Source organism: Citricoccus sp. SGAir0253, from assembly GCF_005877055.1.
In the GTDB taxonomy this organism is placed as follows: Bacteria; Actinomycetota; Actinomycetes; order Actinomycetales; family Micrococcaceae; genus Citricoccus.
The window spans coordinates 328000-353607 of record NZ_CP039424.1 but is presented as its reverse complement, the minus strand read 5'-3'; the positions used below and the strand labels follow the sequence as shown (position 1 = coordinate 353607).

At 73.8% G+C, this 25608-nt stretch carries 21 protein-coding genes; 8 read left to right on the top strand and 13 right to left on the bottom strand.

Translation table 11 applies throughout. From position 1 onward, the window contains the following. Positions 1 to 98 precede the first annotated feature (98 nt). Both E7744_RS01605 and E7744_RS01600 read right to left on the bottom strand, forming a co-directional pair. Positions 99 to 875 (bottom strand): ABC transporter permease, encoded by a 777-nt coding sequence (locus tag E7744_RS01605; protein WP_137772606.1) that lies wholly within the window; start codon positions 873 to 875, stop codon positions 99 to 101. Beyond that, the gene (locus E7744_RS01600; protein ID WP_371415368.1) at positions 872 to 1933 is read right to left on the bottom strand and encodes an ABC transporter permease; all 1062 of its coding nucleotides are present in this window, start codon (positions 1931 to 1933) and stop codon (positions 872 to 874) included. The genes E7744_RS01605 and E7744_RS01600 overlap by 4 nt, the downstream gene beginning before the upstream one ends. A 284-nt stretch (positions 1934 to 2217) precedes the next feature. Between E7744_RS01600 and E7744_RS01595 the strand changes: the two genes are divergently transcribed. From E7744_RS01595 to E7744_RS01585, 3 genes are all read left to right on the top strand, one after another. Next, positions 2218 to 3129, top strand: coding sequence for a LysR family transcriptional regulator (locus E7744_RS01595; RefSeq protein WP_137772605.1), 912 nt, complete (start codon positions 2218 to 2220; stop codon positions 3127 to 3129). Between the two features lie 97 nt (positions 3130 to 3226). Next, positions 3227 to 4291 (top strand): ABC transporter substrate-binding protein, encoded by a 1065-nt coding sequence (locus tag E7744_RS01590; protein WP_246858504.1) that lies wholly within the window; start codon positions 3227 to 3229, stop codon positions 4289 to 4291. 84 nt (positions 4292 to 4375) lie between these two features. Further along, positions 4376 to 6079, top strand: a complete 1704-nt coding sequence (locus E7744_RS01585) for a thiamine pyrophosphate-binding protein (RefSeq protein WP_371415367.1) — start codon at positions 4376 to 4378, stop codon at positions 6077 to 6079. A gap of 30 nt (positions 6080 to 6109) precedes the next feature. Here E7744_RS01585 and E7744_RS01580 read toward each other — a convergent pair whose 3' ends face one another. The 4 genes from E7744_RS01580 to hisC form a co-directional block, all read right to left on the bottom strand. After that, positions 6110 to 7738, bottom strand: a complete 1629-nt coding sequence (locus E7744_RS01580) for a dihydrolipoamide acetyltransferase family protein (RefSeq protein WP_137772602.1) — start codon at positions 7736 to 7738, stop codon at positions 6110 to 6112. A gap of 164 nt (positions 7739 to 7902) precedes the next feature. Further along, complete coding sequence (locus tag E7744_RS01575) at positions 7903 to 8877, bottom strand: alpha-ketoacid dehydrogenase subunit beta (RefSeq protein ID WP_137774780.1); 975 nt, start codon at positions 8875 to 8877, stop codon at positions 7903 to 7905. Positions 8878 to 9038: 161 nt separating this feature from the next. Continuing rightward, positions 9039 to 10220, bottom strand: coding sequence for a thiamine pyrophosphate-dependent enzyme (locus E7744_RS01565; protein ID WP_137772601.1), 1182 nt, complete (start codon positions 10218 to 10220; stop codon positions 9039 to 9041). A 358-nt stretch (positions 10221 to 10578) separates the two neighbouring features. Next, positions 10579 to 11682: a histidinol-phosphate transaminase gene (hisC, locus tag E7744_RS01560; RefSeq protein ID WP_137772600.1), complete on the bottom strand. Its 1104-nt coding sequence runs from the start codon at positions 11680 to 11682 to the stop codon at positions 10579 to 10581. Between the two features lie 191 nt (positions 11683 to 11873). Between hisC and E7744_RS01555 the strand changes: the two genes are divergently transcribed. Next, positions 11874 to 12281, top strand: a complete 408-nt coding sequence (locus E7744_RS01555; RefSeq protein WP_137772599.1) for a phage holin family protein — start codon at positions 11874 to 11876, stop codon at positions 12279 to 12281. 29 nt (positions 12282 to 12310) lie between these two features. Here E7744_RS01555 and E7744_RS01550 read toward each other — a convergent pair whose 3' ends face one another. Together E7744_RS01550 and E7744_RS01545 are read right to left on the bottom strand one after the other, a co-directional pair. Beyond that, the gene (locus E7744_RS01550) at positions 12311 to 14062 is read right to left on the bottom strand and encodes a hypothetical protein (protein WP_137772598.1); all 1752 of its coding nucleotides are present in this window, start codon (positions 14060 to 14062) and stop codon (positions 12311 to 12313) included. Next, the gene (locus E7744_RS01545) at positions 14062 to 14415 is read right to left on the bottom strand and encodes a hypothetical protein (protein WP_137772597.1); all 354 of its coding nucleotides are present in this window, start codon (positions 14413 to 14415) and stop codon (positions 14062 to 14064) included. Before E7744_RS01545 ends, E7744_RS01550 begins: the two co-directional genes overlap by 1 nt. Positions 14416 to 14598: 183 nt before the next feature. Between E7744_RS01545 and E7744_RS01540 the strand changes: the two genes are divergently transcribed. Continuing rightward, the gene (locus E7744_RS01540; RefSeq protein ID WP_137772596.1) at positions 14599 to 15222 is read left to right on the top strand and encodes a flavin reductase family protein; all 624 of its coding nucleotides are present in this window, start codon (positions 14599 to 14601) and stop codon (positions 15220 to 15222) included. A gap of 16 nt (positions 15223 to 15238) precedes the next feature. Here the strand turns inward: E7744_RS01540 and ykgO are convergent, their stop codons facing one another. Further along, entirely contained in the window at positions 15239 to 15361 is a 123-nt protein-coding gene (ykgO, locus tag E7744_RS01535) for a type B 50S ribosomal protein L36 (RefSeq protein ID WP_137774779.1), read from the bottom strand. A gap of 72 nt (positions 15362 to 15433) precedes the next feature. On the opposite strand from ykgO, the gene E7744_RS01530 reads away from it, so the two are divergent. Beyond that, complete coding sequence (locus E7744_RS01530; RefSeq protein WP_137772595.1) at positions 15434 to 16480, top strand: GTP-binding protein; 1047 nt, start codon at positions 15434 to 15436, stop codon at positions 16478 to 16480. Positions 16481 to 16569: 89 nt separating this feature from the next. Continuing rightward, positions 16570 to 18090: a DUF1846 domain-containing protein gene (locus tag E7744_RS01525; RefSeq protein ID WP_168199716.1), complete on the top strand. Its 1521-nt coding sequence runs from the start codon at positions 16570 to 16572 to the stop codon at positions 18088 to 18090. Positions 18091 to 18187: 97 nt separating this feature from the next. On the opposite strand, the gene E7744_RS01520 is transcribed toward E7744_RS01525, so the two are convergent. The 4 genes from E7744_RS01520 to E7744_RS01505 form a co-directional block, all read right to left on the bottom strand. Then, a complete protein-coding gene (locus tag E7744_RS01520; protein WP_137774777.1) occupies positions 18188 to 19597 on the bottom strand; it encodes an aldehyde dehydrogenase family protein in 1410 nt (469 codons plus the stop codon). Between the two features lie 190 nt (positions 19598 to 19787). Continuing rightward, positions 19788 to 21314 (bottom strand): APC family permease, encoded by a 1527-nt coding sequence (locus tag E7744_RS01515; RefSeq protein ID WP_137772594.1) that lies wholly within the window; start codon positions 21312 to 21314, stop codon positions 19788 to 19790. 153 nt (positions 21315 to 21467) lie between these two features. After that, positions 21468 to 22400: a helix-turn-helix domain-containing protein gene (locus E7744_RS01510; RefSeq protein WP_137772593.1), complete on the bottom strand. Its 933-nt coding sequence runs from the start codon at positions 22398 to 22400 to the stop codon at positions 21468 to 21470. A 180-nt stretch (positions 22401 to 22580) separates the two neighbouring features. Beyond that, positions 22581 to 23174: a TetR/AcrR family transcriptional regulator gene (locus tag E7744_RS01505; RefSeq protein ID WP_137772592.1), complete on the bottom strand. Its 594-nt coding sequence runs from the start codon at positions 23172 to 23174 to the stop codon at positions 22581 to 22583. 344 nt (positions 23175 to 23518) lie between these two features. Here E7744_RS01505 and E7744_RS01500 point away from each other — a divergent pair, with 344 nt between their 5' ends. Continuing rightward, a complete protein-coding gene (locus E7744_RS01500; protein ID WP_137772591.1) occupies positions 23519 to 25555 on the top strand; it encodes a primary-amine oxidase in 2037 nt (678 codons plus the stop codon). The last annotated feature ends 53 nt before the right edge of the window (positions 25556 to 25608 follow it).

The window sequence follows — 25608 nt, the reverse complement described above, 5'->3', positions numbered from 1 at the left end:
TCTGGTCCGGGGTCATGTCCTCGGTCCCTTCCTGGGTGGGGATGGTGGGGTCGGAAGCGTGGGGGGCGGGCCCGGGGGCCGCGCCGGGGCGGGACGGGTCAGGCCGCATTCTCGATCTCCCGCAGGCCGTGGTACCAGCGCAGAACCAGGCGCTCGACCAGCTGGAAGATGAAGGACATCACCACGCCGATGATGCCCAGCAGCACGATGCCGGACCACATCTCCGGGATCGCGAAGGAGCGCTGGAACTGGACGATGGTGAAGCCCAGCCCGGAGGAGGCCGCGAACATCTCGGAGATGACCATCAGGATCAGCGCGATGGACAGCGACTGGCGGATGCCGGCCATGATCTGGGGCGCGGCCGAGGGCAGGATCAGGTAGCGCACGCGGTTCACGCCGCCGATGCCGTAGGTGCGCGTGGTGTCCGAGAGGACCTCGTCCATGGCGCGCACGCCCTCGATGGTGTTCAGCAGGATGGGCCAGACGGCGCCGAAGATGATGACGGCGACCTTCATGTCGTCGCCGATGCCGATCAGCAGCATCAGCACGGGGATGAGCACGGTGGGCGGGATGGCCCGGAAGAACTCGAGGGTGGGCTCGAGCAGGGCGCGCAGCCAGCGGATCGAGCCGATGAGCAGGCCGGCGACGATGCCGATGAGGATGGACCCGGCGATGCCGAACAGCAGGCGGGTCAGCGACGGGAAGACGTCCCGGGTCATCCGGTCCCAGGTCCACGTGTCCACGAAGGTCTCGGCGAGCAGGGTGGGGGTGGGGACGAAGAAGTTCTTCTCCCCGAACGCGGTGGCCAGGTACCAGATCACCAGCAGCAGCACCGGCAGCGCGACGATGTACAGGACGGACTTGAGCATTCTCACTTGACGACCTCCGTCCGCACCGAGGAGTGCCAGGACAGCACGCGGCGCTCGATGATGCGCATGACCAGGTTGATGAGCACGCCCAGCAGGCCGGTGGCCAGCACGAGGCCGTACATCGCCACGTAGGAGCCGCCGGACTGGGCCTTGGCGATCTCCGCGCCCAGGCCCGGGGTGCCGATGATCAGCTGGGCGGTGATCGCCAGGATGAGGGCGACGGCGGCGGCCAGGCGGATGCCCGTCATCAGGTAGGGCAGGGTGGTGGGGAAGATGACGTACCGCAGCCGGGCGAACGGCCCGAGGCCGTAGGACCGGGCGGTGTTCATGGCCACGTTGTCCACGTCCGCCACCCCGTAGAGGACCTGGATGAGGACCTGCCAGAACGAGGCGTAGACGATCAGCAGCAGGGCGGACTCGATGTCCACGCCGTACAGCAGCACGGCCAGCGGGATCAGGGCCACGGAGGGCACGGGGCGCAGGAACTCGATCGTGGAGTTGGTGAACCGGCGCAGGACCGTGGACGAGCCGATCACGAAGCCCAGCACCGCGGCCGCGGTCACCGCGATGACCATGCCCAGGAGCCACTGCCACATGGTGTCCCCGACGGCCTCCCAGAAGGCGGCCAGGCCGAGGTTGCGGAAGAGGTCGGTGATCGCCGCCGAGGCCGGGGGCAGGTAGGCGGGGTTGACGATCCCGGTCAGGGGCAGCAGCTGCCAGGTCACGAGGAAGCCGAGCAGGCCCAGCAGGCCCAGGAACCGGGTCATGCCGCCGCGCCGGGACCGGCGCCGGGCGCGGGCCGGGCCGGACGGCGTCGGGAAGCCGGTGGGACCGGACTGGGCCACCGAGGTGGGCGGGGCGGCCGGGTCCGGGCGCGTGGGGATGTCGAGGCCCGCCACGGTGGCCGCGTCCACGTGCCGGCGGGTGTCCCCGCGGCGCTGGTCGACGCGGGAGGCGCCCTCGAGGCGGTGCAGCCGCTCCACCTCCGTCTCGCGGTGGGAGCCCCCGGACCCGCGGGGGCGGCGGGGCCCCGGCGCTCCGGTGGACGGTGTCTGGTCGGTCATCGCTCGTGGTGCTCCGCTCGTGACAGGGGGTTGTCAGTGCCGGGGTACGGGGCCCGGGCCCTCGCGGGCCGCGGTGTGACGTGTCCCACAGCGTGGCACCAGAATAGACATCCGGCGTGGATAGTTCAATACGTCAATCATTCCGACCCGCAACTGCTTCGGCACCGAGCCGGCCGCCCGGGACCGCCCGGCTCCGCCCGCCGCGATCCGTGGAGTCCCGGCCGCGGCCGGGACAGAATGGTCCCCATGATCCCTCCGCCGCCCCGCCGCCCGCCGGACCGGCCATGCTGGACCTGAACCTCGTCCGGGTGTTCGCGGCCGTGGTCGAGGAGGGCACGCTGACGGCGGCGGCCGCGCGGCTGAACCTCACCCAGTCCTCCGTCACCCACGCGGTGAACCGGCTCCGGCGGGCCACGGGCGACGAGCTGTTCCAGCGCTCCGGCCGCGGTATCCGTCCCACCCGCGCCGCCCTCCAGCTCTACGCCGAGGTGGGGCACCTGCCCCGGGAGGCCGATGCGGCCGTGGCCCGGCTGGAGGCCTTCGACCCCGCCACGGCGCCGACCACCTTCCGGGTGGCCATGACCGACCTGGGCCAGGCGACGTTCCTGCCCGTGCTCGTGTCCGCCCTGGGCGCGGTGGCCCCGCGGGCCCGCCTGGACGTCCTGCCCCTGGACACCGGCACGGCGGCCCGTGACCTGGGGTCCGGTGAGCTCGACGTGGCGATCGCCTCCGTCCGGCTCGGGGGCCGGCTGGAGTCCACGCCCCTCCGCCGGGACCGCTACGTGGGGATCTCCCGGGCGGGGCGCTTCACCTCGCCCCCGACCCTCGAGGACCTCGCCGCACTGCCGCGCATCGTGGTGCGGGGCACCACCGGGCACACGGTCGTGGAGTCCCGGCTGCCGCCCGCCCCGCCGGGCTCCGTGACGGTGGACGGGTTCGCGGGCATCCCGGCCGTCCTCTCGGCCACGGGCCTGCTGGCGATCGCCCCGGGGATCGTGGTGCCCGGCTGGTCCTCCCGCTGGCCCCTCCACGCGTGGGACCTGCCCCTGGGGGACGTGGAGACGCCGGTGTACCTGCACGCGGCCTCCTCGCCGCGCACCGCGGCCGCCGAGTGGTTCGCCGGCTGGGTCCTCGCGGTCCTGCGCGAGCACCCGCTGGATGCGCCCGCGGACTGGGGGACGGCCGCGCACCCATAGACCATCTCTATGGGTCACTGGCGAAAGGATCAGTGGTCCGGTGGCCGCCCAACGGGTTCGATGGGACTCACCCGGCCTACCGACCGAAGGAGTTCGCATGGGCACCCGGACCGAGACCACTCCCACCCCTCCGCGCGCAGGGCGCTCGCTGAGCCGCCGCCACCTGCTCCTCACCGGCGCCGCCGCCCTCGTGGCCGGCACGGCGGCGGCCTGTGGCCAGGGCCAGCCCTCCGGCGGCGGCTCCGGCTCGGCGGCGAGCCCGTCCGGCGGCGCCTCCGGCAGCTCCTCCGCCGGACTGCGCCCGGTGTCCGTGGCGGCCATCCCCATCGTGGACGTGGCCCCCCTGCACCTGGCCAAGGACCAGGGCTTCTTCGAGGAGGCCGGGCTGGACGTCAGCATCGAGGCGACCTCCGGCGGGGCCATCCCCTTCCCGGGCGTCTCCTCCGGCCAGTTCGACTTCGCCTTCGGCAACGTGGTGTCCATGATGGTCGCCCGTTCCCAGGGCATCGGGCTGAAGTTCTTCTGCTCCGGCTCCACCACCACGGGCGAGCCGGGCAACGACAACGTCGCCCTCATCGCGCTCGAGGACTCGGGCTACGAGGACATCCGCGACCTCGAGGGCAAGACGCTGTCCTCCAACCAGCTGGCGAACATCGGGGACACCGCGTGCCGGCAGGCCATGGACAAGGCCGGCGGCGACGGCGGCTCGCTCGAGTTCATCGAGATGGCGTTCCCGGACGTGCAGGCCGCCCTGGAGAACGGGCAGCTGGACGCCGGCATCGTCGTGGAGCCCTTCGTCACCCCCGCCCTGCAGGCCGGTTTCGTGGCCGTCTCCTGGCCCTACGCCGAGGCCAACCCGGAGCTGGACACCGGCGGGTACTTCGCCAGCGAGGACACGATCGAGAAGGACCCGGAGCTGGTGCGCTCGTTCCGTGCCGCGCTCGTGAAGGGCCTGGAGTACGCGCAGGCGAACCCGGACGAGGTCCGCCGGATCACCGGCACCTACACGAAGATCGACCCCAAGGTGCTGGCGGACGTCAAGCTCCCGCGGTTCCGCGCGGAGTTCGACATGGCCGCCCAGGAGGAACTGGCCGCCACGGCCCGCACGTACGGGACCATCAAGGGCGAGCTGTCCGTGCCGGACATGTTCGCCGAGCTGTAGGGGCCGGACGGTCCCACCCCGGACGCGCCCGCCCCGTCGCGGCGGACGCGGTGACACCCTGCAGAGAGGACGGCGGCAGTGCGAGTGGACGAGGCAGTGGGCACGCTCATCGGGAGGATGGGCGCCCGGAGGATGTTCGGCGTGGTGGGCAGCGGGAACTTCCGCGTCACCAACGCGATGGCCCGCGCGGGCGTGGAGTTCGTGGCCGCCCGGCACGAGATGGGCGCGGCCTGCATGGCGGACGCCCACGCCCGGGCCACGGGCGAGCTCACGGTGCTCACCGTGCACCAGGGCTGCGGGTTCTCGAACGCGCTCACCGGCATCGGCGAGGCGGCCAAGGCCCACTCCCCGGTGCTCGTGGTCACCGGGGACACCCCCGGGGACCAGCGGCAGAGCAACTTCTGGGTCGACCAGGACAAGGTCGCCGAGGGCATGGGCGCGGTCCCCGAGCGGGTGCACTCGCCCGCCTCGGCCGTGCGGGACGTCATCCGGGCGGTCACGACGGCGGTGGACCAGCGCCGCACCGTCGTGCTGTCCCTGCCCCTGGACCTGCAGAACGCGGAGGTCCCGGAGCGGGAGGTGGCGCGGCTGGAGCAGGCGGCCCCTCCGGCCGGTCCCCTGCGCTCGGCGCCGGCCCCGGAGGCGGTGGACCGGCTCGCCGAGCTGCTGGCCGGGGCACGGCGGCCCGTGATCGTGGGCGGCCGCGGGGCCGCGGGTGCGGTGCCCGGGCTGCGCCGCCTGGCCGAGGTGACCGGGGCCCTGCTGACCACGAGCGCGGCGGGCCGCGGGCTGTTGCAGGAGGACGAGTGGCACCTGGACGTCATGGGCGGCTTCTCCACGGAGGGCGCGGCGGAGCTGATCGCCGGGGCGGACGTGATCGTCGCCTTCGGGGCGGCCCTGAACCGGTGGACCACCCGCGGCGGGGAACTGCTGCGCCACGCCACCGTCGCCCAGGTGGACGACCGGCGGGAGGCCTTCGGCTTCCACCACCCCGTGGACCTGGCCGTGCTGGGGGACGCGGCGCTGACCGCTGAGGCGGTGACCGCCGCGCTGGCCGGACGCACCGGCGGGGGCGACGCCGCCGCGCCGGGCGCGGGCGCCGCCGTCGGGTACCGGACCCCGGAGGTGGCCCGGAAGGTGGCCGCGTCCCTGGACTGGGCGGACCAGCCCTTCGAGGACACCTCCGAGCCGGTGGTGGAGGGCGAGCCCGGCAGCGGGCGGATCGACCCCCGGCTGCTGACGAACGTCCTGGACCGGATGCTGCCGGACGAGCGCGTGGTGGTGCCGGACGGCGGCAACTTCAACGCCTACCCCGCCATGCACCTGCGGGTGCCGGACCACGAGGGGTACTGCGTCCCGCTGGCCTTCCAGTCCATCGGGCTGGCCCTGTCCAGCGCGATCGGCGCGGCCGTGGCGCTGCCGGGCCGGGTGGCGGTCGCCGGCGTGGGGGACGGCGGGTTCATGATGTCCCTCGTGGAACTGGACACCGCCGTGCGGCTGGGCCTGCCGCTCGTGGTGGTGGTCTACAACGACAACGCCTACGGCGCCGAGGTGCACCACTTCGTCCACGAGACCGAGGACCTGGACACGGTGGTGTTCCCCGAGACGGACATCGCCGCGATCGCCGCCGGCTACGGCTGCCACGGGCTGACCGTGCGGCAGGAGTCGGACCTGGAGGCCGTCCGGGACTGGGTGGACGGGCCCCGGGACCGGCCCCTGGTGATCGACGCGAAGATCACCTCGTTCCCGTCCTGGGTCCTCGCCCACTCCTTCGAGGCCGGCGAGTAGGCCGCCGGACCCCCGCCGGGGCCCGCCGGGCTACTCCAGCAGCAGCGCCGGCTCCTCCATGATCGCCGCGACGTCGGCCATGAACCGCGCCGAGAGGTCCCCGTCCACCACGCGGTGGTCGAAGGATCCGCCCAGGGTGGTGATCCACCGCGGGATGACCTCGCCGGAGACGACCCACGGCTTCTGCCGGATGGTGCCGAAGGCGACGATCGCCACCTCGCCGCGGTTGATGATCGGCGTGCCGGTGTCGATGCCCAGCGCCCCGATGTTGGTGATGGAGATGGTGCCGTCGGCCATCTCGGCCGGCTGCGTCTTGCCGTCCCGGGCGCGCTTGGCCAGCTCGGTCAGGGCCATCGCGAGCTCCTTGAGGGAGAGCTCGTTGGCGTCCTTGATGTTCGGCACCAGCAGCCCGCGCGGGGTGGCCGCGGCGATGCCGAGGTTCATGTAGTGCTTGACGAGGATCTCCTCGTCCGTCCAGCTCGCGTTGACGTGGGGGTTGCGCGCGGCGGCCCAGATGACGGCCTTGGCCAGGATCAGCAGCGGGGTGACCTTGATGCCCTCGAAGTCCGGGGACTTCTTCAGCCGCTGCACGAACTCCATGGTCCGGCTGGCGTCCACGTCCACGTAGATGGACACGTGCGGGGCGTCCCGGTAGGACTCGGTCACGGCCTGGGCGGTGGCCTTGCGCACGCCCTTGACGCGGATGCGCTCCGTGCGGCGCTCGTTGTCGCCGGTGTTCGGCATCCAGAACGAGCCCGAGGTCTGGATGTTCGTCTCCCGCTCGGCGAGGTAGTCCTCCACGTCCGTGCGGGTGACCTCGCCGAACTGGCCCGTGGCGCGCACCTTGGTCAGGTCCACGCCGAGCTCCTTGGCGATGCGCCGCACCGGCGGCTTGGCCAGCACCCGCTCGAACAGCCCGGCGGCCTCGGCCTGGCGCTCGCGGCCGGCGGCCACCAACTGCCCGACGGCGGCCGGCAGCTTCCGGCCCCGGCCCGCCGGGGCGGGGGCCGACGGCTGGGCGGCGGCGGTCGGGGTGGTCGCGGCGGTCGGGGACGCCGGGGCGCCGGCGGAGGACGCCGCCGTCGAGGTCCCGCCCCGGCCGGCCGGGGTGGTGGCCGGGACGGCGGCCGCCGTGCCGGCACCCGTGCCGGAGGAGCGGCGCGGGCGGCGGCGCGTGGCGTCGGCCTTCGGGCCCGAGCCGGTCAGCGCGGCGCCCGATCCGGCGCCCCCCGGGGACGCGGAGGTGGATGCACCGCGGGAGACGCCGCCGTCGGCGGGCACGGGGGCCTCCTCGCCCACGCCGGGGCGCGGGGCCGGGCCGTCGTCGTCGGCCTCTCCCCCGGTCTCTCCCCCCGCCACGCTCTCGGACGGGGCCACGGCCCCGGCAGCGGCCGCGGCGTCGCCGCCCGGCGCCCCGGTCCCCGCGGCGGTGGTGATGCCGATGATCGGGGTGCCGACCGGGACGGTCTCGCCCACGGGCACCATCAGCTCGGCGACGGTGCCGGCGTAGGGGCTGGGCAGCTCGACGAGGGACTTGGCGGTCTCGATCTCGCAGAGGACGTCGTTGACGGCGACCGTGTCGCCGACGGCGACCTTCCACTCGGTGATCTCGGCCTCGGTCAGTCCCTCGCCGACGTCCGGCAGGTTGAAGGTCTCCATGGGGTGCTCTCCCGGCGGTCGTGGTCGGTCCGGCGCGCGGTCTCGCCGCGCGCTGCCGCGCGGTGGGACCCGGGTCCGGTGGTCAGGTCTGGGGTCTGGATGGGTCAGGACGGCGGCCCGGGACGCGGCCCGGACGGCGCCGGGCGGGTCCGCGGCCGAGGGGGTCAGTACGCGAAGGTGCGGTCCACGGCGTCGAGCAGCCGGTCCAGGTCCGGCAGGTACTGCTCCTCCACGCGGGACGGCGGGTACGGCAGGTGGAACCCGCCCACGCGCAGGATCGGCGCCTCCAGGTGCAGGAAGGACCGCTCCATGAGCCGGGCGGCGATCTCCCCGCCGAGGCCGCCGAAGGTGGGGGCCTCGTGGGTGATGACCATCCGGCCGGTCTTCTCCACCGAGGCCTGCAGGGCGTCGAAGTCCACGGGCGAGAGGGAGCGCAGGTCCACGACCTCCACGGAGCGCCCGTCCTCGGCGGCGGCGTTCGCGGCGGCCAACGCCACGGGCACGAGGGGGCCCCACGCCGCGATCGTCACGTCGGTGCCCTCGCGCACGACCTGCGCCTCGAAGGCGGACAGGCCGCGATGCCCGGCCTCGGACAGGTCCACCTCGCCCTTGAGCCAGTAGCGGCGCTTGGGCTCGAAGATGATCACGGGGTCCTGGGAGCGGACGGCCTGGCGGGTCATCCAGTAGGCGTCGTGCGCATTGGACGGGGTGATGACGCGCAGCCCGGCGGTGTGCGTGAACAGCGCCTCGGGCGACTCGGAGTGGTGCTCGATCGAGCCGATGCCGCCGCCGTAGGGGATGCGGATCGTCACCGGGACGCTCGCGGCGCCCCGGGTGCGGGCGCGCATCTTGGCCAGCTGGGTGGTGATCTGGTTGAAGCCGGGGAAGACGAAGCCGTCGAACTGGATCTCGGCCACGGGGCGGTAGCCGCGCAGCGCCAGGCCGATCGAGGTGCCGATGATGCCCGACTCCGCCAGCGGCGAGTCGACCACCCGGTCGGCGCCGAAGCGGGCCTTCAGCCCCTCGGTCACGCGGTAGACGCCGCCGAGCGAGCCGATGTCCTCGCCCATCAGCAGGACCTTCTCGTCCGCGGCGAGCTCGTCGGCCAGGGCCCGGTTGATGGCCTTGGCGATCGTCAGGGTCTCGACGCCGGCGAGCCGGGTGGCGGCCTCGGCGGCGGTGCCGGCGGGGGCCGCGGTGGGGGTCCCCTCGGCCGGGGCGCCCCCGGCCGTCCCGGCGGCCGCGGTCCCGGCCGCGGTCCCGGGAAGGGAACCGGCCGGCGTCGTGGTGGTGTCCGTGCTCACGAGGCGTCTCCTTCGGCGGTCTCGGCGTCGGCGAACCCGGCCTGCCACTGCCGGTGCCAAGCCAGCTCCTCCGCCACCAGCGGGTGGGGCTCGGCGTAGACGGTCTCGAAGACGTCATCGAGGGTCGGCAGCGCGTCCCCGGTCATGGCGAGCACGGCCTCGCGGGTGCGGCGGGCCAGCTCCTCGCCCTCGGCGGCCACGTCCGCGAAGAACGCGTCCGGGTCGGCACCGGCCGCGCCGGTGGCCCGCAGGTGCGCGGCGAGCCGGGCCAGGGGGTCGACGGCGGCCCAGGCCTGCTCCTCCTCCCGGGTCCGGTACTTCGTGGGGTCGTCGGCGGTGGTGTGGGCGCCGCTGCGGAAGGTGTGCGCCTCGATCATCACGGGCCCGGCCCCGGTGCGCGCCTGCTCGGCCGCCCACGCGGTGACGGCGTGCATGGCCAGCGGGTCGTTGCCGTCCACGGTGACGCCCTCGAAGCCGTAGCCCGCGGCACGGCGGGCCAGCGGCACGCGCGTCTGGGTCGAGGCGGGCACGGAGATGGCCCACTGGTTGTTCTGGCAGAAGAAGACGACCGGCAGGTCGTAGCTGGCGGCGAAGACCATGGACTCGTGGACGTCGCCCTCGGAGGAGGCACCGTCCCCGAAGCAGGCCAGCACGACCTGGCCCTCGGCGGCCCGGCGCTCGGCGTCCCAGTCCGACTGGTCGCGGGCGATGCCCCACGCATAGCCCGTGGCGTGCAGGGTCTGGGCGGCGAGCACGAGCGTGTAGGGCTGGACCCGGTGGTCCGCGGCGGTCCAGCCGGCGTGGGCGGTGCCGCGGAAGAGCTCGAAGAGCTGGCCCGGCGTGACGCCGCGGCCCAGTGCGAGCAGGTGCTCGCGGTAGGTGGGGAAGATCCAGTCCTCGTCCCGCAGCGCGGTGAGGGCCCCGGCCTGCGCGCCCTCCTGGCCGACGGCCGGCACCCACAGGGCCAGTTGGCCCTGCCGCTGCAGGGAGGTGCCCTCCTGGTCCACGCGGCGCTCGGTGGCCATGAGCCGGTACATGCGCTGCAGCGTCTCGTCGGCCAGGCCCTGCAGGTAGGGACTGAACCGCGCGTCCTCGTGCAGGGTGCCGTCGGCGTCCAGCAGGCGGACGGCACCGTCGGGAAGCTCGGTCGCCGGGGTCGGCGGCGGCGTCTGGGGCACGGGGGGACTCCTTCCAGGCCGGCACGCCCGGCGCCGGTCCCGGTCCAGACTAGTCCGAGCCCGGCGTACTCGCTCGTTTCACGACCGCCTGTCGCGCGACCGGCCACGTGCCCGGCGCGAGGGCTCGGGGCATGGCCGGGCCGGCCGCCGCCGCGGCGACGGGACACCGGGGGACGCAGCAGCGGGGCGGCCCGTCACGTGGTCATCCGTGGTCCGTCATGTGGTCATCCTCGGATGGACGGTCCATGACGGCAGTACCGGGGGAATCGTCCATCCGGGCATGACGCGCGCGCCGGCACGGCGGCCCCGCGGGGGAATCGGTCCCCGCGGCGCGGCTCCTCCGGGGCCGGCGTCCTCCCTACTCGGGCTGGGGGACGAGGACCTCGCGGCAGAGCTCGAGGAACCGGGTGTTGGCCTCCTGCTCGCCGATGGACACGCGCACGCCCTCGGTGCCGAAGCCGCGCACGGACAGGGCCCGGCGGGCGGCGGCCTCCACGAAGCCCGGGGTCTGCTCGCCCAGGTCCAGCCAGACGAAGTTCGCCTGGGTGTCCGGCACGTCCCAGCCCATCTCCGCCAGGGCCGCCACCACGCGCTCGCGCTCGGCGACGACCGTGTCCACCCGCTCCATGACGTCCTCGAGGTGGTCCAGCGAGGCGATCGCGGCCTGCTCGGCCAGCGAGGACACGGCGAAGGGCACCGCGAGCACACGCAGGTACTGGGTGACGTGGGGATGGGTCACGGAGTAGCCCACGCGCAGGTTGGCCAGGCCGTGGGCCTTGGAGAAGGTGCGCAGCACGGCGACGTTGGGGTGGCGGGAGAAGACGTCGATCCCGTCCACCGCGTCGGGCTGGCGGACGAACTCCTGGTACGCCTCGTCGATGACCACGAGCACGTGCGGGGGCACCTGCGCCAGGAAGTCCTCCACCTCGTCCGTGGTCAGCACCGGACCCGTGGGGTTGTTGGGGGTGCACAGCAGGACCACGCGGGTGCGCTCGGTGATCGCCGCGGCCATGGCCGGCAGGTCGTGGCGGAAGTCGGCGGTCAGCGGCACCTGGACGTCCAGGGCCCCGGAGGAGCGGACCACGATCGGGTACGCCTCGAAGGAGCGCCAGGCGAAGATGACCTCGTCCGGGACGCCGTCCTCGCCCGTGCCGGCGAAGGTGGTGATGATCTGGGTGAGGGCGCCGAGCGAGCCGGCCCCGCTCACGATGTCCTGGGCATCGACGCCGAGGTGGGTGGACAGTCGCTCGCGCAGGGCCGTGGAGAGCGGGTCCGGGTAGCGTGCGATGGCGTCGAACCGCGCGATGGACTCGCGCACCGCGGGGACGGGCCCGTACGGGTTCTCGTTGGAGGCGAGCTTGTAGGAGACCAGGCCGTCCACCGGCGCGGGGGGCTTGCCAGCGGCGTAGGCGGGGAGCCTGCCGAGGACGGGGCGCGGTCGGATGGGCTGTGCGTCGTTCATGGCACCTGAGCCTAGCGGCGGGCCTCCGGATCCGGACGGAATGCACGGCAGTCCGGGCCAACTGCCGACGGAACGGCACGAGGACGGCTCCGCGCCGGACGAACTGCTCGCCCGGGCGGCTCGCCCCGCCGAGGGCCGGAGAGGCGGCGAACCCTCCTGCCGGGGCGGGCGGGGCGTGGGACGATGAGCGCATGAGGTTCCTGCTGCGCGTCATCGTCAATGCCCTGGCCCTGTGGGTCGCCGCCTGGCTGCTGCCGGGCATGGACGTCCACGCCCGGGAGGCGGTCACGGGCGACCCCACGGTCGACACGCTGATCGCCTACCTCGTGATCGGCCTGGTCTTCGGGGCAGTGAACGCGGTGGTGAAGCCCCTCATCTCGTTCCTGTCCCTGCCCATCACGTGCCTGACCCTGGGGCTGTTCACGATCATCATCAATGCCGGCATGCTCATGCTCACCGTCTGGCTGACCTCCTACCTGCCGATGCAGGTCACGGTGGACGACTTCTGGTGGACGGCCGTGATCGCGGCGATCGTCATCTCGATCGTCTCCGTGCTCGCCAACGGCATCCTCGGCACGCGCCGCGGCCGCGGGGACTGACCCGCCTCTCCCTGCCCCGGCCCCGTCCGTCACCGCGGGGACCGCGTCGTGCGGGCCTCCCCCCGGTCCGGTCCCGCCTCCAGCGGGTGGCGCGGATGGCCCGGACGGGTGCGCTCGAGGGTGACCGAGCGGGTGACGGCCGCGCCAGTGGTCAGCGCCGCCAGGCGTTCGGTGGTGGGGGCGAGCCGCTCGGCGGGGCTCGGCCCTTCCGGGGCCGCCGGGGCTGCCGGGGCGGCCGGCGGGCCGACCGCGGAGGCCGCCGGGGCTGCCGGATCGGCCGGCGGGCGGGCGGAGAGGAGATCCCCAGCCGGGCCGGACGCTGTCCCGCCCACGGCCATCCCGCCGAGGAGCGGTGGCCGCCCGGGCGGTGCCGGCCGGTCCACCACGGCCGAGGGGACCCCGTCCGCCGCCGGGGCCGCGAGCACCGGCGCCGCCGCGGCCGCCTCGCCGCCGGCGTCCAGCCGGGCCACGTGGGCGCGGTAGTTCTCGAACCCGTGGGCGCTGAACGTCGAGTCCCCGGCCCGCCCCTCGCCCGCCCCGGCACCGGCCACGGTGCCGGAGAACGTGACGGTGGTCCGGTGGGCGCCCTGCGGGTTGCCGCGGCCGTCCAGCCCCGGGACCACGTCCTCGTCATGCTCCAGGTGCAGCGCCTCCACGTCCTGCGGCAGCGCGATCTCCCCGGTGGGCGAGCCGACGGTGAGGACTCCCTGCACGTCGTACTCGGACCTGATCCGGGGGTCGGCGGCCAGCCGCGCGGCGTGGATCCCGCCCTGGCTGTAGCCCGAGAGCACGAGGGTGTCCCCCGGTTGTGCCCCGGACGCCCGCAGCGCCTCGGCCACCCCGGTCGCCACGTGCTGGGAGTCCAGGGCCATCGCCTCGCCGTTGCCGCTCGCGTCGAAGGGGTTGGTCGACCACCCGGAGGCATCCCGGAAGTCCCCGGACTGGGTGCCCGGCAGGGCCACGAGCCACACCCGTTCCGGCGCCCCCGGCGCCGTGGGCGCGATGCGGGTGACCTGGACGGCGCCGGGGCCCGCCGCCTCCAGCCGGCCCCGGTCCAGGTGGTCCAGCAGCCCGCCCAGCGAGCCGTCCAGCGCGTACTCCCCGGACTGGCTCCCCGGTGCGGCCACGCGCTCGGCCGAGCGCACGCGCACGGGACCGACCTGCACGAGCCCCGCGGTCCCGCCGAGCCGGACGATCAGCGGGTACAGGCGCTCGGGGCCGCTCAGCGGACCGGTGCGGCCGGCGTCCCGCGCGAGCCTCCCGGGGACGTCCGCGACCAACCGCAGGCCCAGGCCGAACCATCCCATGCCGCCCAGCAGCGCCGGGAGCAGGTCTCCCGCCCCGGCCAGCGCCAGTTCGGTCACGGGCAGCGGGATCGGCTCCCCGGCCGCCCACAGGCCCAGCGCCAGGCCGAGCGAGGGCCCGCCGGCGGCCCGCTGGACCGCCCCCAGCGCCCACTCCTCGGCCTCCCGGTAGGACCGCGCCGAGAACCCCACGGCGAGTTCCAGGGACTGCGCCTCCGTCCCCACGGACATCAGCCCCGCGGACAGGTCCGCGGTGCGAGCGGCCAGGGCCGCCGCCAGGGCGGCCTGCTGGCCCGCGAGCGCCACCAGGTGCTCCCAGCCCGCGGCCCGGACCGCGAGCGCCGTGGCCTCGGCCGCCGCCGCTCCCAGCAGCGCGCTGCCCCACTCGAGCTCCCCGAGTTCGGCATGGATGCTCGCCGGCCCGCCGCGCACCGCGTATGACGGCGGCGCGGGCGCCTCGGCGGCCCGGGGCCCCATCAGCCGATCCCCAGCCCGGCGCCGGCCGCCAGGACGGTCCGTGCCGCCGCGAGCTCCGCCTGCAGCCGGCCGATCCGGTGCTCCAGGTCCGTGATGGCGTTCCGGCCGAGCTGCGCCGAGGCCTCCGCCTCCTCGGCGAGCTGCTGGGCGCGGGCCCGCAGGCGCCGGCTGCGTTCGGCGAAGGCCTCGCCGGCCGGGGAACGCCAGTCGATGGAGGACAGGGCGTGGATGCGGTCCGCGACCTGCCTCGTTCCCGCACCCACCTGGCCCAGCTCCGTGACGACCTGCTGGAGGTGGCCCACCGCCGCCTGCAGCAGCCAGAGCCGGGACTCGTCGGGGACCGGGGAGACCATGGCGTCCTCCTGGACTCGAGGGGAAGGGTTGCCCCCGACGCTAGGGAACCGGCCGCCGTCGTGCCCGGCGGGGAGACGGCGCTGGGGAGCGGGCCGGGCGGACCGTCCGCTGTGCAGCACCGGACCTGCCGGGGCACCCCCGCGGCCCTGCGGGCCGCGGGGCCCGTGCGGCACACTGGGGCCATGGACACGCAACCGCGCCGGCGCACCGAGTTCGACCCCGCCGCCCTGGGGGACCGCGAGACCACCCTGCTGGTGAAGTCGATCCTGGTCCCCCGCCCCATCGCCTGGGTGGGCTCGCTGTCCGCCGGGGGCACGGCCAACCTCGCCCCGCACTCCTTCTTCACCATGGCCTCGGAGGAACCGCCGGTCGTGCTGTTCTCCTCCACCGGACGCAAGGACTCGCTGAACAACATCGAGGCGACCGGGGAGTTCACGATCTCGCTCGTCTCCCGGTCCCAGTTCGAGCAGGCCAACCAGTCCTCGGCGCCCTATGACCCGCAGGTCAGCGAGTTCGCGGCCGCCGGGATCGAGGCCGAGGACTCGGTGGTGGTGGCCCCGCCGCGCGTGGCCGGCTCCCCGGCGGTCATGGAGTGCCGGCTGGAGCGCGTGGTGCCGGTGGGCTCGAGCTTCCTGGTGCTCGGGACGGTCGTGCACGTCTCGGTGGACTCGGACACCCTGCACACGGACGCGCGCGGGCGATCCCTGCCCGAGGCGAAGCGGCTGGACCCGCTGGCCCGGCTCGGCCGCAACGAGTGGGGCACGCTCGGCGAGGTACTGGCGATCGACCGGCCGCGGACGGGCTGAGGGCCGTCCCTCCCGCCTACCCCTGGCGTCCCTTGAACCGCGGGTTCAACTTGTTGATGACGTAGACGCGCCCGCGGCGCTTCACCACCTGCGCCCCGGGCTGGTTCTTCAGTGACCTCAGTGATGCTCGGACCTTCACGCCGACCTCCTTATTGCTATTGGTTCTCATTAACTATAGTGGACCCAACCCACCCGAGAACGAGAGGTCCCCATGAACGACGTCGATGTGCTGGCCGTGGTCGGCACCTGCGGTCCGGAGCGCTCCCGGCACGCCCTGCGGCTGGCCGCCGTGGCCGACCGGACGCTGGTCCCCGCGTGGCGGCTGCGACTGGCCCCGGACCCGGTGGACGAGGCCCTGGCGCTGGCGCCCTGGGCGGACCGCCCGGCGGGCGCGGTGGTGGAGTTCCCGGCAGACACGCGCGTCCTCGAGCTCATCGGCGCCATGACCGCCCCCGGCAGCCGGACGAGGCTGTCCGGCCTGGTCTGCGTGGCGGACGCGATGCACCTGCTGGACGACCTGCGCCGCGACGGCTACGCCGCACGCCCGCGGACCACGGCCCCGGGAGAGGACGCCGGAGCCGCGACGGAGTACATGGCCCACGCGCTGCTGACGGTGACGCAGCTCGAGTACGCGTCGATGATCGTGCTGGTCAACTGGGAGAACCTCGCCACGCCCAACCTCGCGGCCCTGATGGCACTAGTGAGCCACCTGAGCCCGCACGCCCGGCTCCGCCTGGACCACGGCCCCCTGGCCGTGCCCGACCGGGACGAGGCCTACACGGCCACCCAGGAGCGGGCCGGGTGGGTCGCCGTCCTCAACGGCGAGCACGCCCCGCACATGACGGACCCCCGGGTCGGCAAGCTGCACTACGAGCAGGTGCGCCCGTTCCACCCCGGCCGGCTCGAGCGGTTCCTCGACGACCGCGTGGACACCGGGGAGTTCGGCACCGTCCTGCGCTCGGCCGGGTTCTGCCGGCTCGCCTCCCGGCCCGGGGTGGTGGCCGCCTGGAGCCACGTGGGCCACATGCTCTCGCTCGAGCCGCTCGCGGCGGACGGGGCGCTCGCCGAGGACGAGGAGGTCCTCGCCGTCGGGCAGGACCTGGCGTTCTTCGGCCTCGACCTGCGGGCGGACGCCCTGCGCACCGCCCTGGACGAGGCCTGCCTGGCCGACGCCGAGCTGGCCGCCGGTCCGGCGGCGTGGAGGACGTACCCGGATCCGTTCCCCGCGTGGGCCCACGCCGGGCCCGAGGGCAACTGAGCCGGCGCGGGGGCCGGTGCGGGCGCCGGCGCTTGACGGCCGGGGCCGGCCACCTCACGGGCGCTGCCTCCCGGTGCTAGCGTTGCCGCGTGACTGACGCGCCCCCCGCCTCCTCCCCCGTCCGCCCCGTGGGCTTCGACCGCGAGCAGTACATCGAGCTGCAGTCCCACCACATCCACGAGCGCCGCCAGCAGATCGGCGGCAAGCTCTACCTGGAGATGGGCGGCAAGCTCTTCGACGACTTCCACGCCTCGCGCGTGCTCCCCGGCTTCACGCCGGACAACAAGATCGCCATGCTGGAGCGCCTCAAGGACGAGCTGGAGATCCTCGTCTGCATCAACGCCAAGGACCTGCAGCGGCAGAAGGTCCGCGCCGACCTCGGCATCCCCTACGAGGACGACGTGCTGCGGCTGGTGGACGTCTTCCGGGAGCGCGGGTTCCTCGTGGAGCACGTGGTGCTCACCCAGCTGGAGGACTCGAACCACATCGCCCACGCCTTCCGCGAGCGGCTCGAGCGGCTGGGCCTGAAGGTCGCCCGCCACGGGGTCATCCCCGGCTATCCCCAGGACACGCAGCGGATCGTCTCGGAGCAGGGCTTCGGGGCCAACGAGTACTCCGAGACCACGCGCGACCTGATCGTGGTCACGGCCCCCGGCCCCGGCTCGGGCAAGCTCGCCACGTGCCTGTCGCAGGTCTACCACGACCACGCCCGCGGCATCGCCTCGGGCTACGCCAAGTTCGAGACCTTCCCCATCTGGAACCTGCCGCTCGAGCACCCCGTGAACCTGGCCTACGAGGCCGCCACCGCGGACCTGGACGACGTCAACCTCATCGACCCGTTCCACCTGGCGGCCTACGGCGAGCAGGTCACCAGCTACAACCGGGACGTCGAGGTCTTCCCGCTGATGAAGGCCCTGCTGGAGCAGCTGACCGGCTCCTCCCCCTACGCCTCGCCCACGGACATGGGCGTGAACCTCGCCGGGCGCTGCATCGTGGACGACGACGCCTGCCGCGAGGCCTCCCGGCAGGAGATCATCCGGCGGTACTACAAGGCGCTCGTGGACGAGCGGATCAACGACCTGGACGACACGGTCTCCCAGCGGGTGGCCATGGTGATGTCCAAGGCGGGCTGCCGCGCCGAGGACCGCGCCGTCGTCGCCCCCGCCCTGGCCGTGGAGGAGGCCACGGGGGAGCCGGCCACGGCGATCGAGCTGGCCGACGGCACGATCGTCACGGGCAAGACCTCGCAGCTGCTGGGCTGCTCGGCGGCCATGCTGCTCAACGCGCTCAAGCACCTGGCCGGGCTCGACGACGCGGTGCACCTGCTCTCCCCCGAGTCCATCGAGCCGATCCAGACGCTCAAGACCCAGCACCTGGGCTCGCGCAACCCACGGCTGCACACGGACGAGGTGCTGATCGCCCTGTCCGTCTCGGCCGCGCACGACGACAACGCCCGCCGCGCCCTGGCCCAGCTGCGCAACCTGGCCGGCTGCGACGTGCACACCACCACCATCCTGGGCACCGTGGACGAGGACATCTTCCGCAACCTCGGCATCCTCGTCACCTCGGAGCCGCGGTTCCAGCGCAAGGCCCTGTACCGCAAGCGGTAGCGGGCACGGCACGACGGCGGCCCCGCACCGGGAGGTGCGGGGCCGCCGTCGTGAGACCCCCGGGTCAGGGTCGACGACCGAGGTCAGCGGCTCGCGCTCACCAGCTGGTGACCTTGGGCAGGGCCACGGACTTCAGGCCCTCGATCCCGAACTCCAGCCCGTACCCGGAGGACTTCACCCCGCCGAAGGGCACGCGCGGGTCCACGGCGCCGTGCTTGTTGATCCACGTGGTGCCGGCCTCCAGGCGGGCGGCGACCGCGCGGGCCTCCTCCAGGTCGGTGCCCCACACCGAGGAGCCCAGGCCGACCTCGAGGGCGTTGGCCCACTCGATGACCTGCTCCAGGTCCGTGTACTTCACGATCGGCAGCGCCGGGCCGAACTGCTCCCGCGCCACGAGCGGGTGGTCGTTGTCGATGTCCGCCACCAGGGTGGTCGGGTAGAAGTACCCGGGCTGGTCCGCCTCCGGGTCGCCGCCGGTGAGGATCCGCGCGCCTGCGGCCCGGGCGTCCTCCACGAGCCCGGCCACGATGTCGAACTGCTGCCGGTTCTGCAGCGGGCCGAGCACGTTCTCCTCGTCCAGGCCCACGCCCATCGGCATCCTCTGGGCCACGTCCACCAGCGCCTCGCACACCTGGTCGTACTGGGACTCGTGCACGTACAGGCGCTTGAGCGCCGCGCAGGTCTGGCCGGTGTTGATGAACGCGCCCCAGAACAGGCCCTCGGCGATGGCCTCCGGATCGGCGTCCGGCAGCACGATCCCGGCGTCGTTGCCGCCGAGCTCGAGGGTGAGCCGCTTCAGGGTGTCCGCGGCCGAGCGCATGATCGCCTGGCCGGTGGCGGTGGAGCCGGTGAACATCAGCTTGTCCACGTCCTCGTGCGCGGTCAGCCGGGCCCCGAGCTCGCGACCGCCGGAGAGCACCTGCAGCACGCCGGCCGGCAGCACCTGGTTCAGCACCGCGCCCAGGGCCAGCACGGACAGCGGGGTGTACTCGGAGGGCTTGAGCACCACGGTGTTGCCCATCCGCAGGGAGGGGGCGATCTGCCAGATGGAGATCATCATCGGCCAGTTCCACGGCCCGATCGCCCCGACCACGCCCACCGGCACGTACTCGAGCACGGCCTTGCCGGACTCGTCGTCCACGAGCACCTGCGGGGCGATCTCGAACGCGGCGTTCGCGCGCAGCCAGGCCGCGCACGCGCCGACCTCGAAGCGGGCGTTCGGTCCGTTCAGCGGCTTGCCCTGCTCCCGGGAGAGCAGCTCGGCCAGGGCCTCGGCGGAGGCCTCGATGGCGTCCGCGGCCTCGTCCAGCAGCGCCGAGCGCTCGGCGTGGGTGGTGGTGGCCCACTCGCGCTGGGTGTACCGCGCGGTGGCCACGGCCGCGTCCAGGTCCGCCTCGCCGAACTGCGGGGCGCGCCCGACGACGGCCCCGGTGGCCGGGTCGATCATCTCCACTCCCTGCCCCTCGGGGGCCTGGATGGCGGCCAGCAGGCCCGCGTAGGTGGTCAGGTCGACGGTCTGGGTGGTGGTCTCGGTGGTCATGGTGGGGTCCTCTCCTGGGGAATACGGGACGTCGGGGATCGGGGACTCGGGGAGTCAGGGAGTCTGGGATCAGGGAGTCGGGTCGAGGGGTTCGGCGGGGCGGCCGGGCGCGTCCGGGGGCGGTGGGACCGGCCGAGCGGAGCGGGGCGTCATCGGGTCAGTCCAGCTCACCGCCCGCACCGATGCCGCGGTAGGTCTCCGGCCGGCGGTCGCGCAGCCACCAGGCCCACACGGTGCCGAACAGCCCGGGCACCAGGACGATGGCCGGCAGCAGCCAGCCCAGCACGCTCGCGTCCGCGGAGCCGATGAGCACGTTGAAGTTCACGACGATCACCACGAACAGCACGACCAGCCCGACGGCGGCCAGGCCCGGGGCGATGAGCCGCGTCCACAGCGAGTACTCGTCCGGGCGGCGGCGCAGGAACCCCACGACGGCCAGGGACGTCAGGGCCATCAGCAGCACCAGCCCGAAGGCGCCCATGTTGGTCAGCCACGTGAACAGGGTCAGCACCGGGAACAGCGGGTCGTCGGAGCCGGCCCCGGCCAGGGCGAAGACGAGGATGACCACGAGGGCCAGCGCGGACTGGGCCAGCGAGCCCGCCACCGGGGCGCCCGAGCGCACGCCGGTCCGCTCCAGCCACACGGGCAGCACGCGCTCGCGGCCGAGGGAGAAGAAGTACCGGGAGACGATGTTGTGGAAGGCCACGAGGGCGGCGAAGAGGCTCGTGATGAACATCAGGTTGGCCAGGTCCACGAACCACGCCCCGGCCCGGTCGGCCAGGAAGACGAACATCAGGTCCGGGCCGAACTCCTGCGAGCGGGCCACCACGGAGGACCCTCCCTCGCCGACCACCATGGCCCACGAGGAGAAGCCGTAGAACAGGGCGATGACGGTGATGGCGACCAGGGTGGCGATGCCGGCGGTGCGCCGCGGGTCCTTGACCTCCTCGTTGTAGATGGCGCCGGACTCGAAGCCCATGAACGCGGCGATCGAGAACGCCAGGGCGGCCCCCACGCCGGCCGTGAACAGCTGGTCGGGCATCAGCCCGTCCGCGGTCACGCCCTCGGGCGCGGCCCGGAGGGCCAGGACGTCGTAGACGATGACCACGAGGAACTCGGCGGCCACGACGATCCCGAGGACCTTCGCGGAGAGGTCCACGCGGTTGACGCCCATGATGCCGACGACCACCCAGGCGATGAGCGCGCACGCCCACCACGGCAGGGAGATCCCCGCCACCGTGGCCAGGAAGGAGGACAGGGCGAACCCGAACAGCCCGGCGATGCCGATCTGCATGCAGTTGTAGGACACCACCGCCACGAGCGAGGCGCCCACGCCCACGGGCTTGCCGAGCCCCTTGGCGATGTACGCGTAGAAGGCGCCGGCGTTGTGCACGTGCCGGCTCATCGCGGCGTAGCCGATCGAGAACAGCAGCAGCACCACGCCGAGCACCACGAAGGACAGCGGGATGCCGACGAGCGAGCTGACCGCGAAGTTGCTGGGGACGCCGCCGGCCATGACGGTCAGCGGCGCCGAGGCGGCGATGATCATGAACACGAGCGCCGGGATGCCGATCCGGCGGGCGCCGAGGCGCCCGTCCTCGGCCAGCCGGCCGTCGTGGTGCGGGGCGGGTGCACCGGCGGGCGCGGCGGGGCCGGCCTGCCGGGTGGTGGTGGACTCGGACATGGTGTCTCCTGGGGGGCTGGTCCGGGGGGATCCGGAGGGGTTGCCGAGGGGTGGTGGAGGATTGCCCCCAGCATGCCGCCCGGGGCGCCCGGGGGGCTTGGCCCTGCGGGAACGGTGGTTGACGATCCGCGCAGGGTCCCGGGACCGGCGGGACTAGAGGTGGTCGCGCCGGTACTGCGCGGGCGACTGCCCGTACTCGGCCCGGAACAGCCGGGAGAAGTGGGCCGGGTCGGCCAGGCCCCAGCGGGCGCCGATCGCGCCGACGGCGACGTCCCGCAGCAGCGGGTCCTGCAGGTCGCGACGGCAGTGCTCGAGCCGGCGTTCGCGGACCCAGCGGGCCACGGTGTGGTCGGTGGCGGCGAAGAGCTGGTGCAGGGCGCGGGTGGACATGTAGTGCGCGGCGGCGATCATCTCCGGCCCCAGGTCCGGGTTGGCCAGCTGGGACTCGATGAAGTGGTGGACCCGGCGCAGCAGTCGGGACTGCTGGGTGCCGTCCGCCTCGGGGCGGGAGTACAGCTCGTCCGCCATGACCGTGGAGAGCAGGTCCACCACGTTGAGGGCCAGGCGGTGGCCGATCGGCCCGTCCAGGGTGGGCAGCAGGGCGCCCACCTGGGTGATGAACGGGACCACGGCCTCGCCCAGCCGGTGGCCGGCGCCCATGGTGGTCGCGGTCAGCTCGCGCACGTCCTCCGCGGACAGGCCGACGAGCTGGCGGGGGAACATGAGCACGAGGGTGGAGAAGTCGTCGTCGAAGGCCAGCGAGTAGGGCCGCTCGGTGTCGTAGATGGCGAGGTCGCCGGGCTGCAGCAGGGTCTCGCGCCCGTCCTGCACCAGCAGCCCGTGGCCGCTGACCTGCAGGCTGAGCTTGTAGTAGCCGGCGCCGGAGCGGCCGATGTGCTCGGGGGTGCGGACGACGGCGTGCGCGCCGGCGCGGACCTCCATCATGGCCAGTTCCTGCAGGTGCCGCCCGGACAGCCGCCCGGTGAACGCGCCGGGACGGACCCGCTCGGCGTCCAGGGGCACGAACGAGTCCGAGACGAGCCGGCGCCAGTGGTCGAAGTCCGTGGCCGTATCCTGCTGGTACATGCATCCTCCTCGAGACGGCCGGGCCGGCGTCGGGCGCCCGGCCACGGGAGGCCGGACCGCGCGGGGGATGTGACGCCAGTCACCGTCCGGTCCACTCTAGGACGGGCCACGGCGCGCGTCACGGTTTTCTCTCCAACCGGAGGAAAAAAGTTCGGCGAGCCGGGCGGGCGGGGCCCGGGGTCAGCGGGGGCGGAGCCGGTCCAACTGGGCGGCGAGCTGCCGCTCGAGGCCCGACGCGGTCGTCGCCGTGCTGTCGATGACCGCGGAGACCTGGGAGCCCAACAGGAAGTTCAGCAGGACGTCGGCGGCAGCGGGGACGTCCACCGCGGGATCGAGGTCCCCGGCCGCGCCAGCCTCCCGCATCCACGCGGACATCGAGACCCGCCACTGGGCCATCGAGGCGTTGTTGAGCTCCGCGGCCCGCGGGTCGTGGGCGGCCTCCTGCCAGAAGGGGATGACCACCCGCGCCTCGTCCAGCCGCTCATCGTCCAGCGGCAGCACCTCGCGGCAGAAGGCCTCCAGGGCGGCGAGCCCCGTCAGTCCGCGGGTGGCCACCTCGGCACGTCGGTTGGTGCGGTCGAACACGAAGGCGTAGGTGGCCTCGAGGAGCCCGGCCTTCGTGGGGAAGTACGGCTTGAGGGCGCCGTTGGCAAAGCCGGCCTCGGCGGCGATCTGGCGCATCGTGGCCCCGGACATCCCGTGGCGGGCGATGATCCCCCACGTCGCCTCGACCAGCTCGCGCCGGCGCTCCTCGTGGTCCACCACCTTGGGCATCCCGGGCCCCCTCCTCCGCGCGCCAGGGCACGCCTCGTCCAGCATCCAAACGGACCACGCCGTCAGCGCCCGCCGACAGACGATCCGTCGCCCGACGGGGTGCCGATCCGTCGGCACCGACCGACACCGCGGCGCAGTCACGGCTCCGACCCGCCGCCGTCGGGACCATTCTCCCACCGGGACGGACGCCGGAATCCAGCACCGGCCCTTGCCGCGGGGCACGTCCCGTGTTTATTCTCTACAACCGTAGATGTAAACGTGATGCGCCTCACGGACGGCGCCCCGTTCCCCGAGAACCCCGACCCCCGGCCTCCACCCCCGAGCCCCTCCCGAAAGGTCCGGACATGACCACCACCGACACCACCACCGACATCGGCCGCCGCGACGCCCTCGCCGCCCCCGGCGCCTACGCCCTGCAGACCGCCGAGGAGATCACCACCGTGCGCGAGGTGCTCACGGAGGCGGGCCTGTTCCCGGCGTCCATGCGCATCGCCTACCTGGGCCTCGTGGAGCCGGCACGCGGCACCCCGGCCGACGCGCCGCTCGACCGCCGCTTCCGCGTCTTCCTGCTGGACACGGACGGCGTCCGCTCGCACGACGTGGTCGTCTCGGCCACGCACCGCCGCGTGGAGTCCCGGACCGAGCTGGACACCGCCACCGCCGGCGAGCTGCCCGTGCTCGAGGAGGAGTTCGAGGTGGTGGAGTCGGTGCTCGCCGGCGACCCGCAGTGGCTGGCCGCGCTGGAGCGGCGCGGGATCCCGGTCGAGGAGGTCCGCGTGGCCCCGCTGTCCGCCGGCGTCTTCGAGTACCCCGAGGAGAAGGGCCGGCGCATCCTGCGCGGACTGGCCTTCCACCAGCGGCACGCGACGGACTCGGCCTGGGCCCACCCGATCGACGGGCTCGTGGGCTACGTGGACGTCTCCACGCGGACCGTGGACCAGGTCATCGACACCGGCGTCGTCCCCGTCCCGGGGGAGCACGGCAACTACACCGACCCGGAGCTGACCGGCCCGCTCCGCACCACGCAGCGGCCGATCGAGATCACCCAGCCCGAGGGCCCCTCCTTCACGGTGACGGGCGGCAACCACGTGGAGTGGGAGAAGTGGTCCCTGGACGTGGGCTTCGACATGCGCGAGGGCCTGGTCCTGCACAACATCGCCTTCCGGGACGGCGAGCGCGAGCGCCGGATCCTGGACCGCGCCGCGATCGCCGAGATGGTGGTGCCCTACGGCGACCCCTCCCCCATCCGGTCCTGGCAGAACTACTTCGACACCGGCGAGTACCTGGTGGGCCAGTGGGCGAACTCCCTGGAGCTGGGCTGCGACTGCCTGGGGGACATCACCTACCTGTCCCCGTGGGTGGTCAACAACGCGGGCGAGCCGCGGCAGGTCCAGAACGGCATCTGCATGCACGAGGAGGACTGGTCCATCCTCTCCAAGCACACCGACCTGTGGTCCGGGATCGCCTACACGCGGCGCAACCGCCGGCTGGTGATCTCCTTCTTCACCACGGTCGGCAATTACGACTACGGCTTCTACTGGTACCTCTACCTCGACGGCACCATCGAGTTCGAGGCCAAGGCCACCGGCATCGTGTTCACCTCCGCCGTCCCGGACGGACAGACGGACTTCGCCTCCGAGATGGCCCCCGGCCTGGGCGCCCCCTTCCACCAGCACCTGTTCTCCGCGCGGCTGGACTTCGCCCTCGACGGCGGCCCCTGCCGGGTGGAGGAGGAGGACGCGGTACGCCTGCCGGTCTCCGCGGAGAACCCGCGCGGCAACGCCTTCACCCGCCGGCGCACCGTGCTGGCCACCGAGCAGCAGGCCCAGCGGGACGCGGACGCCGCGGTCGGGCGCACGTGGGTGGTGGCCAGCACCGAGTCCGAGAACCGGCTGGGCCACCCCGTCGCGTACAAGCTGCACCCGGAGGGCACGCCCACCCTGCTGGCCGCCGAGGGCTCGTCCATCCACCGCCGGGCGACCTTCGCGTCCAAGGCGCTGTGGGTCTCGCAGTACCGCCCGGAGGAGCGCTACCCCACCGGCGACTTCCCCAACCAGCACGCCGGCGACGGCGGCCTGCCGGAGTGGACGCGGGCGGACCGGAACGTGGACGGCGAGGACCTGGTCGTCTGGCACACCTTCGGGCTGACCCACTTCCCGCGCCCGGAGGACTGGCCGATCATGCCCGTGGACCACGTGGGCTTCCGGCTGCGGCCCGAGGGCTTCTTCGACCGCTCCCCCGTGCTCGACGTCCCCGCTCCCACGCCCGGCCACTGCTGCGCCCCCGGCGAGGGCGCGGCCGGCGGCGAGGGCTCCCCGGGCGGCGCGGCCTCCCCCGACGGCACCGACGGCCAGGGCCATGGCGGCTGTCCCGGCCACTGAGCCCCGCCTCGCGGTGCCGCGCCGCTCCAGCGCGGCACCCGGGCCGGGCACGG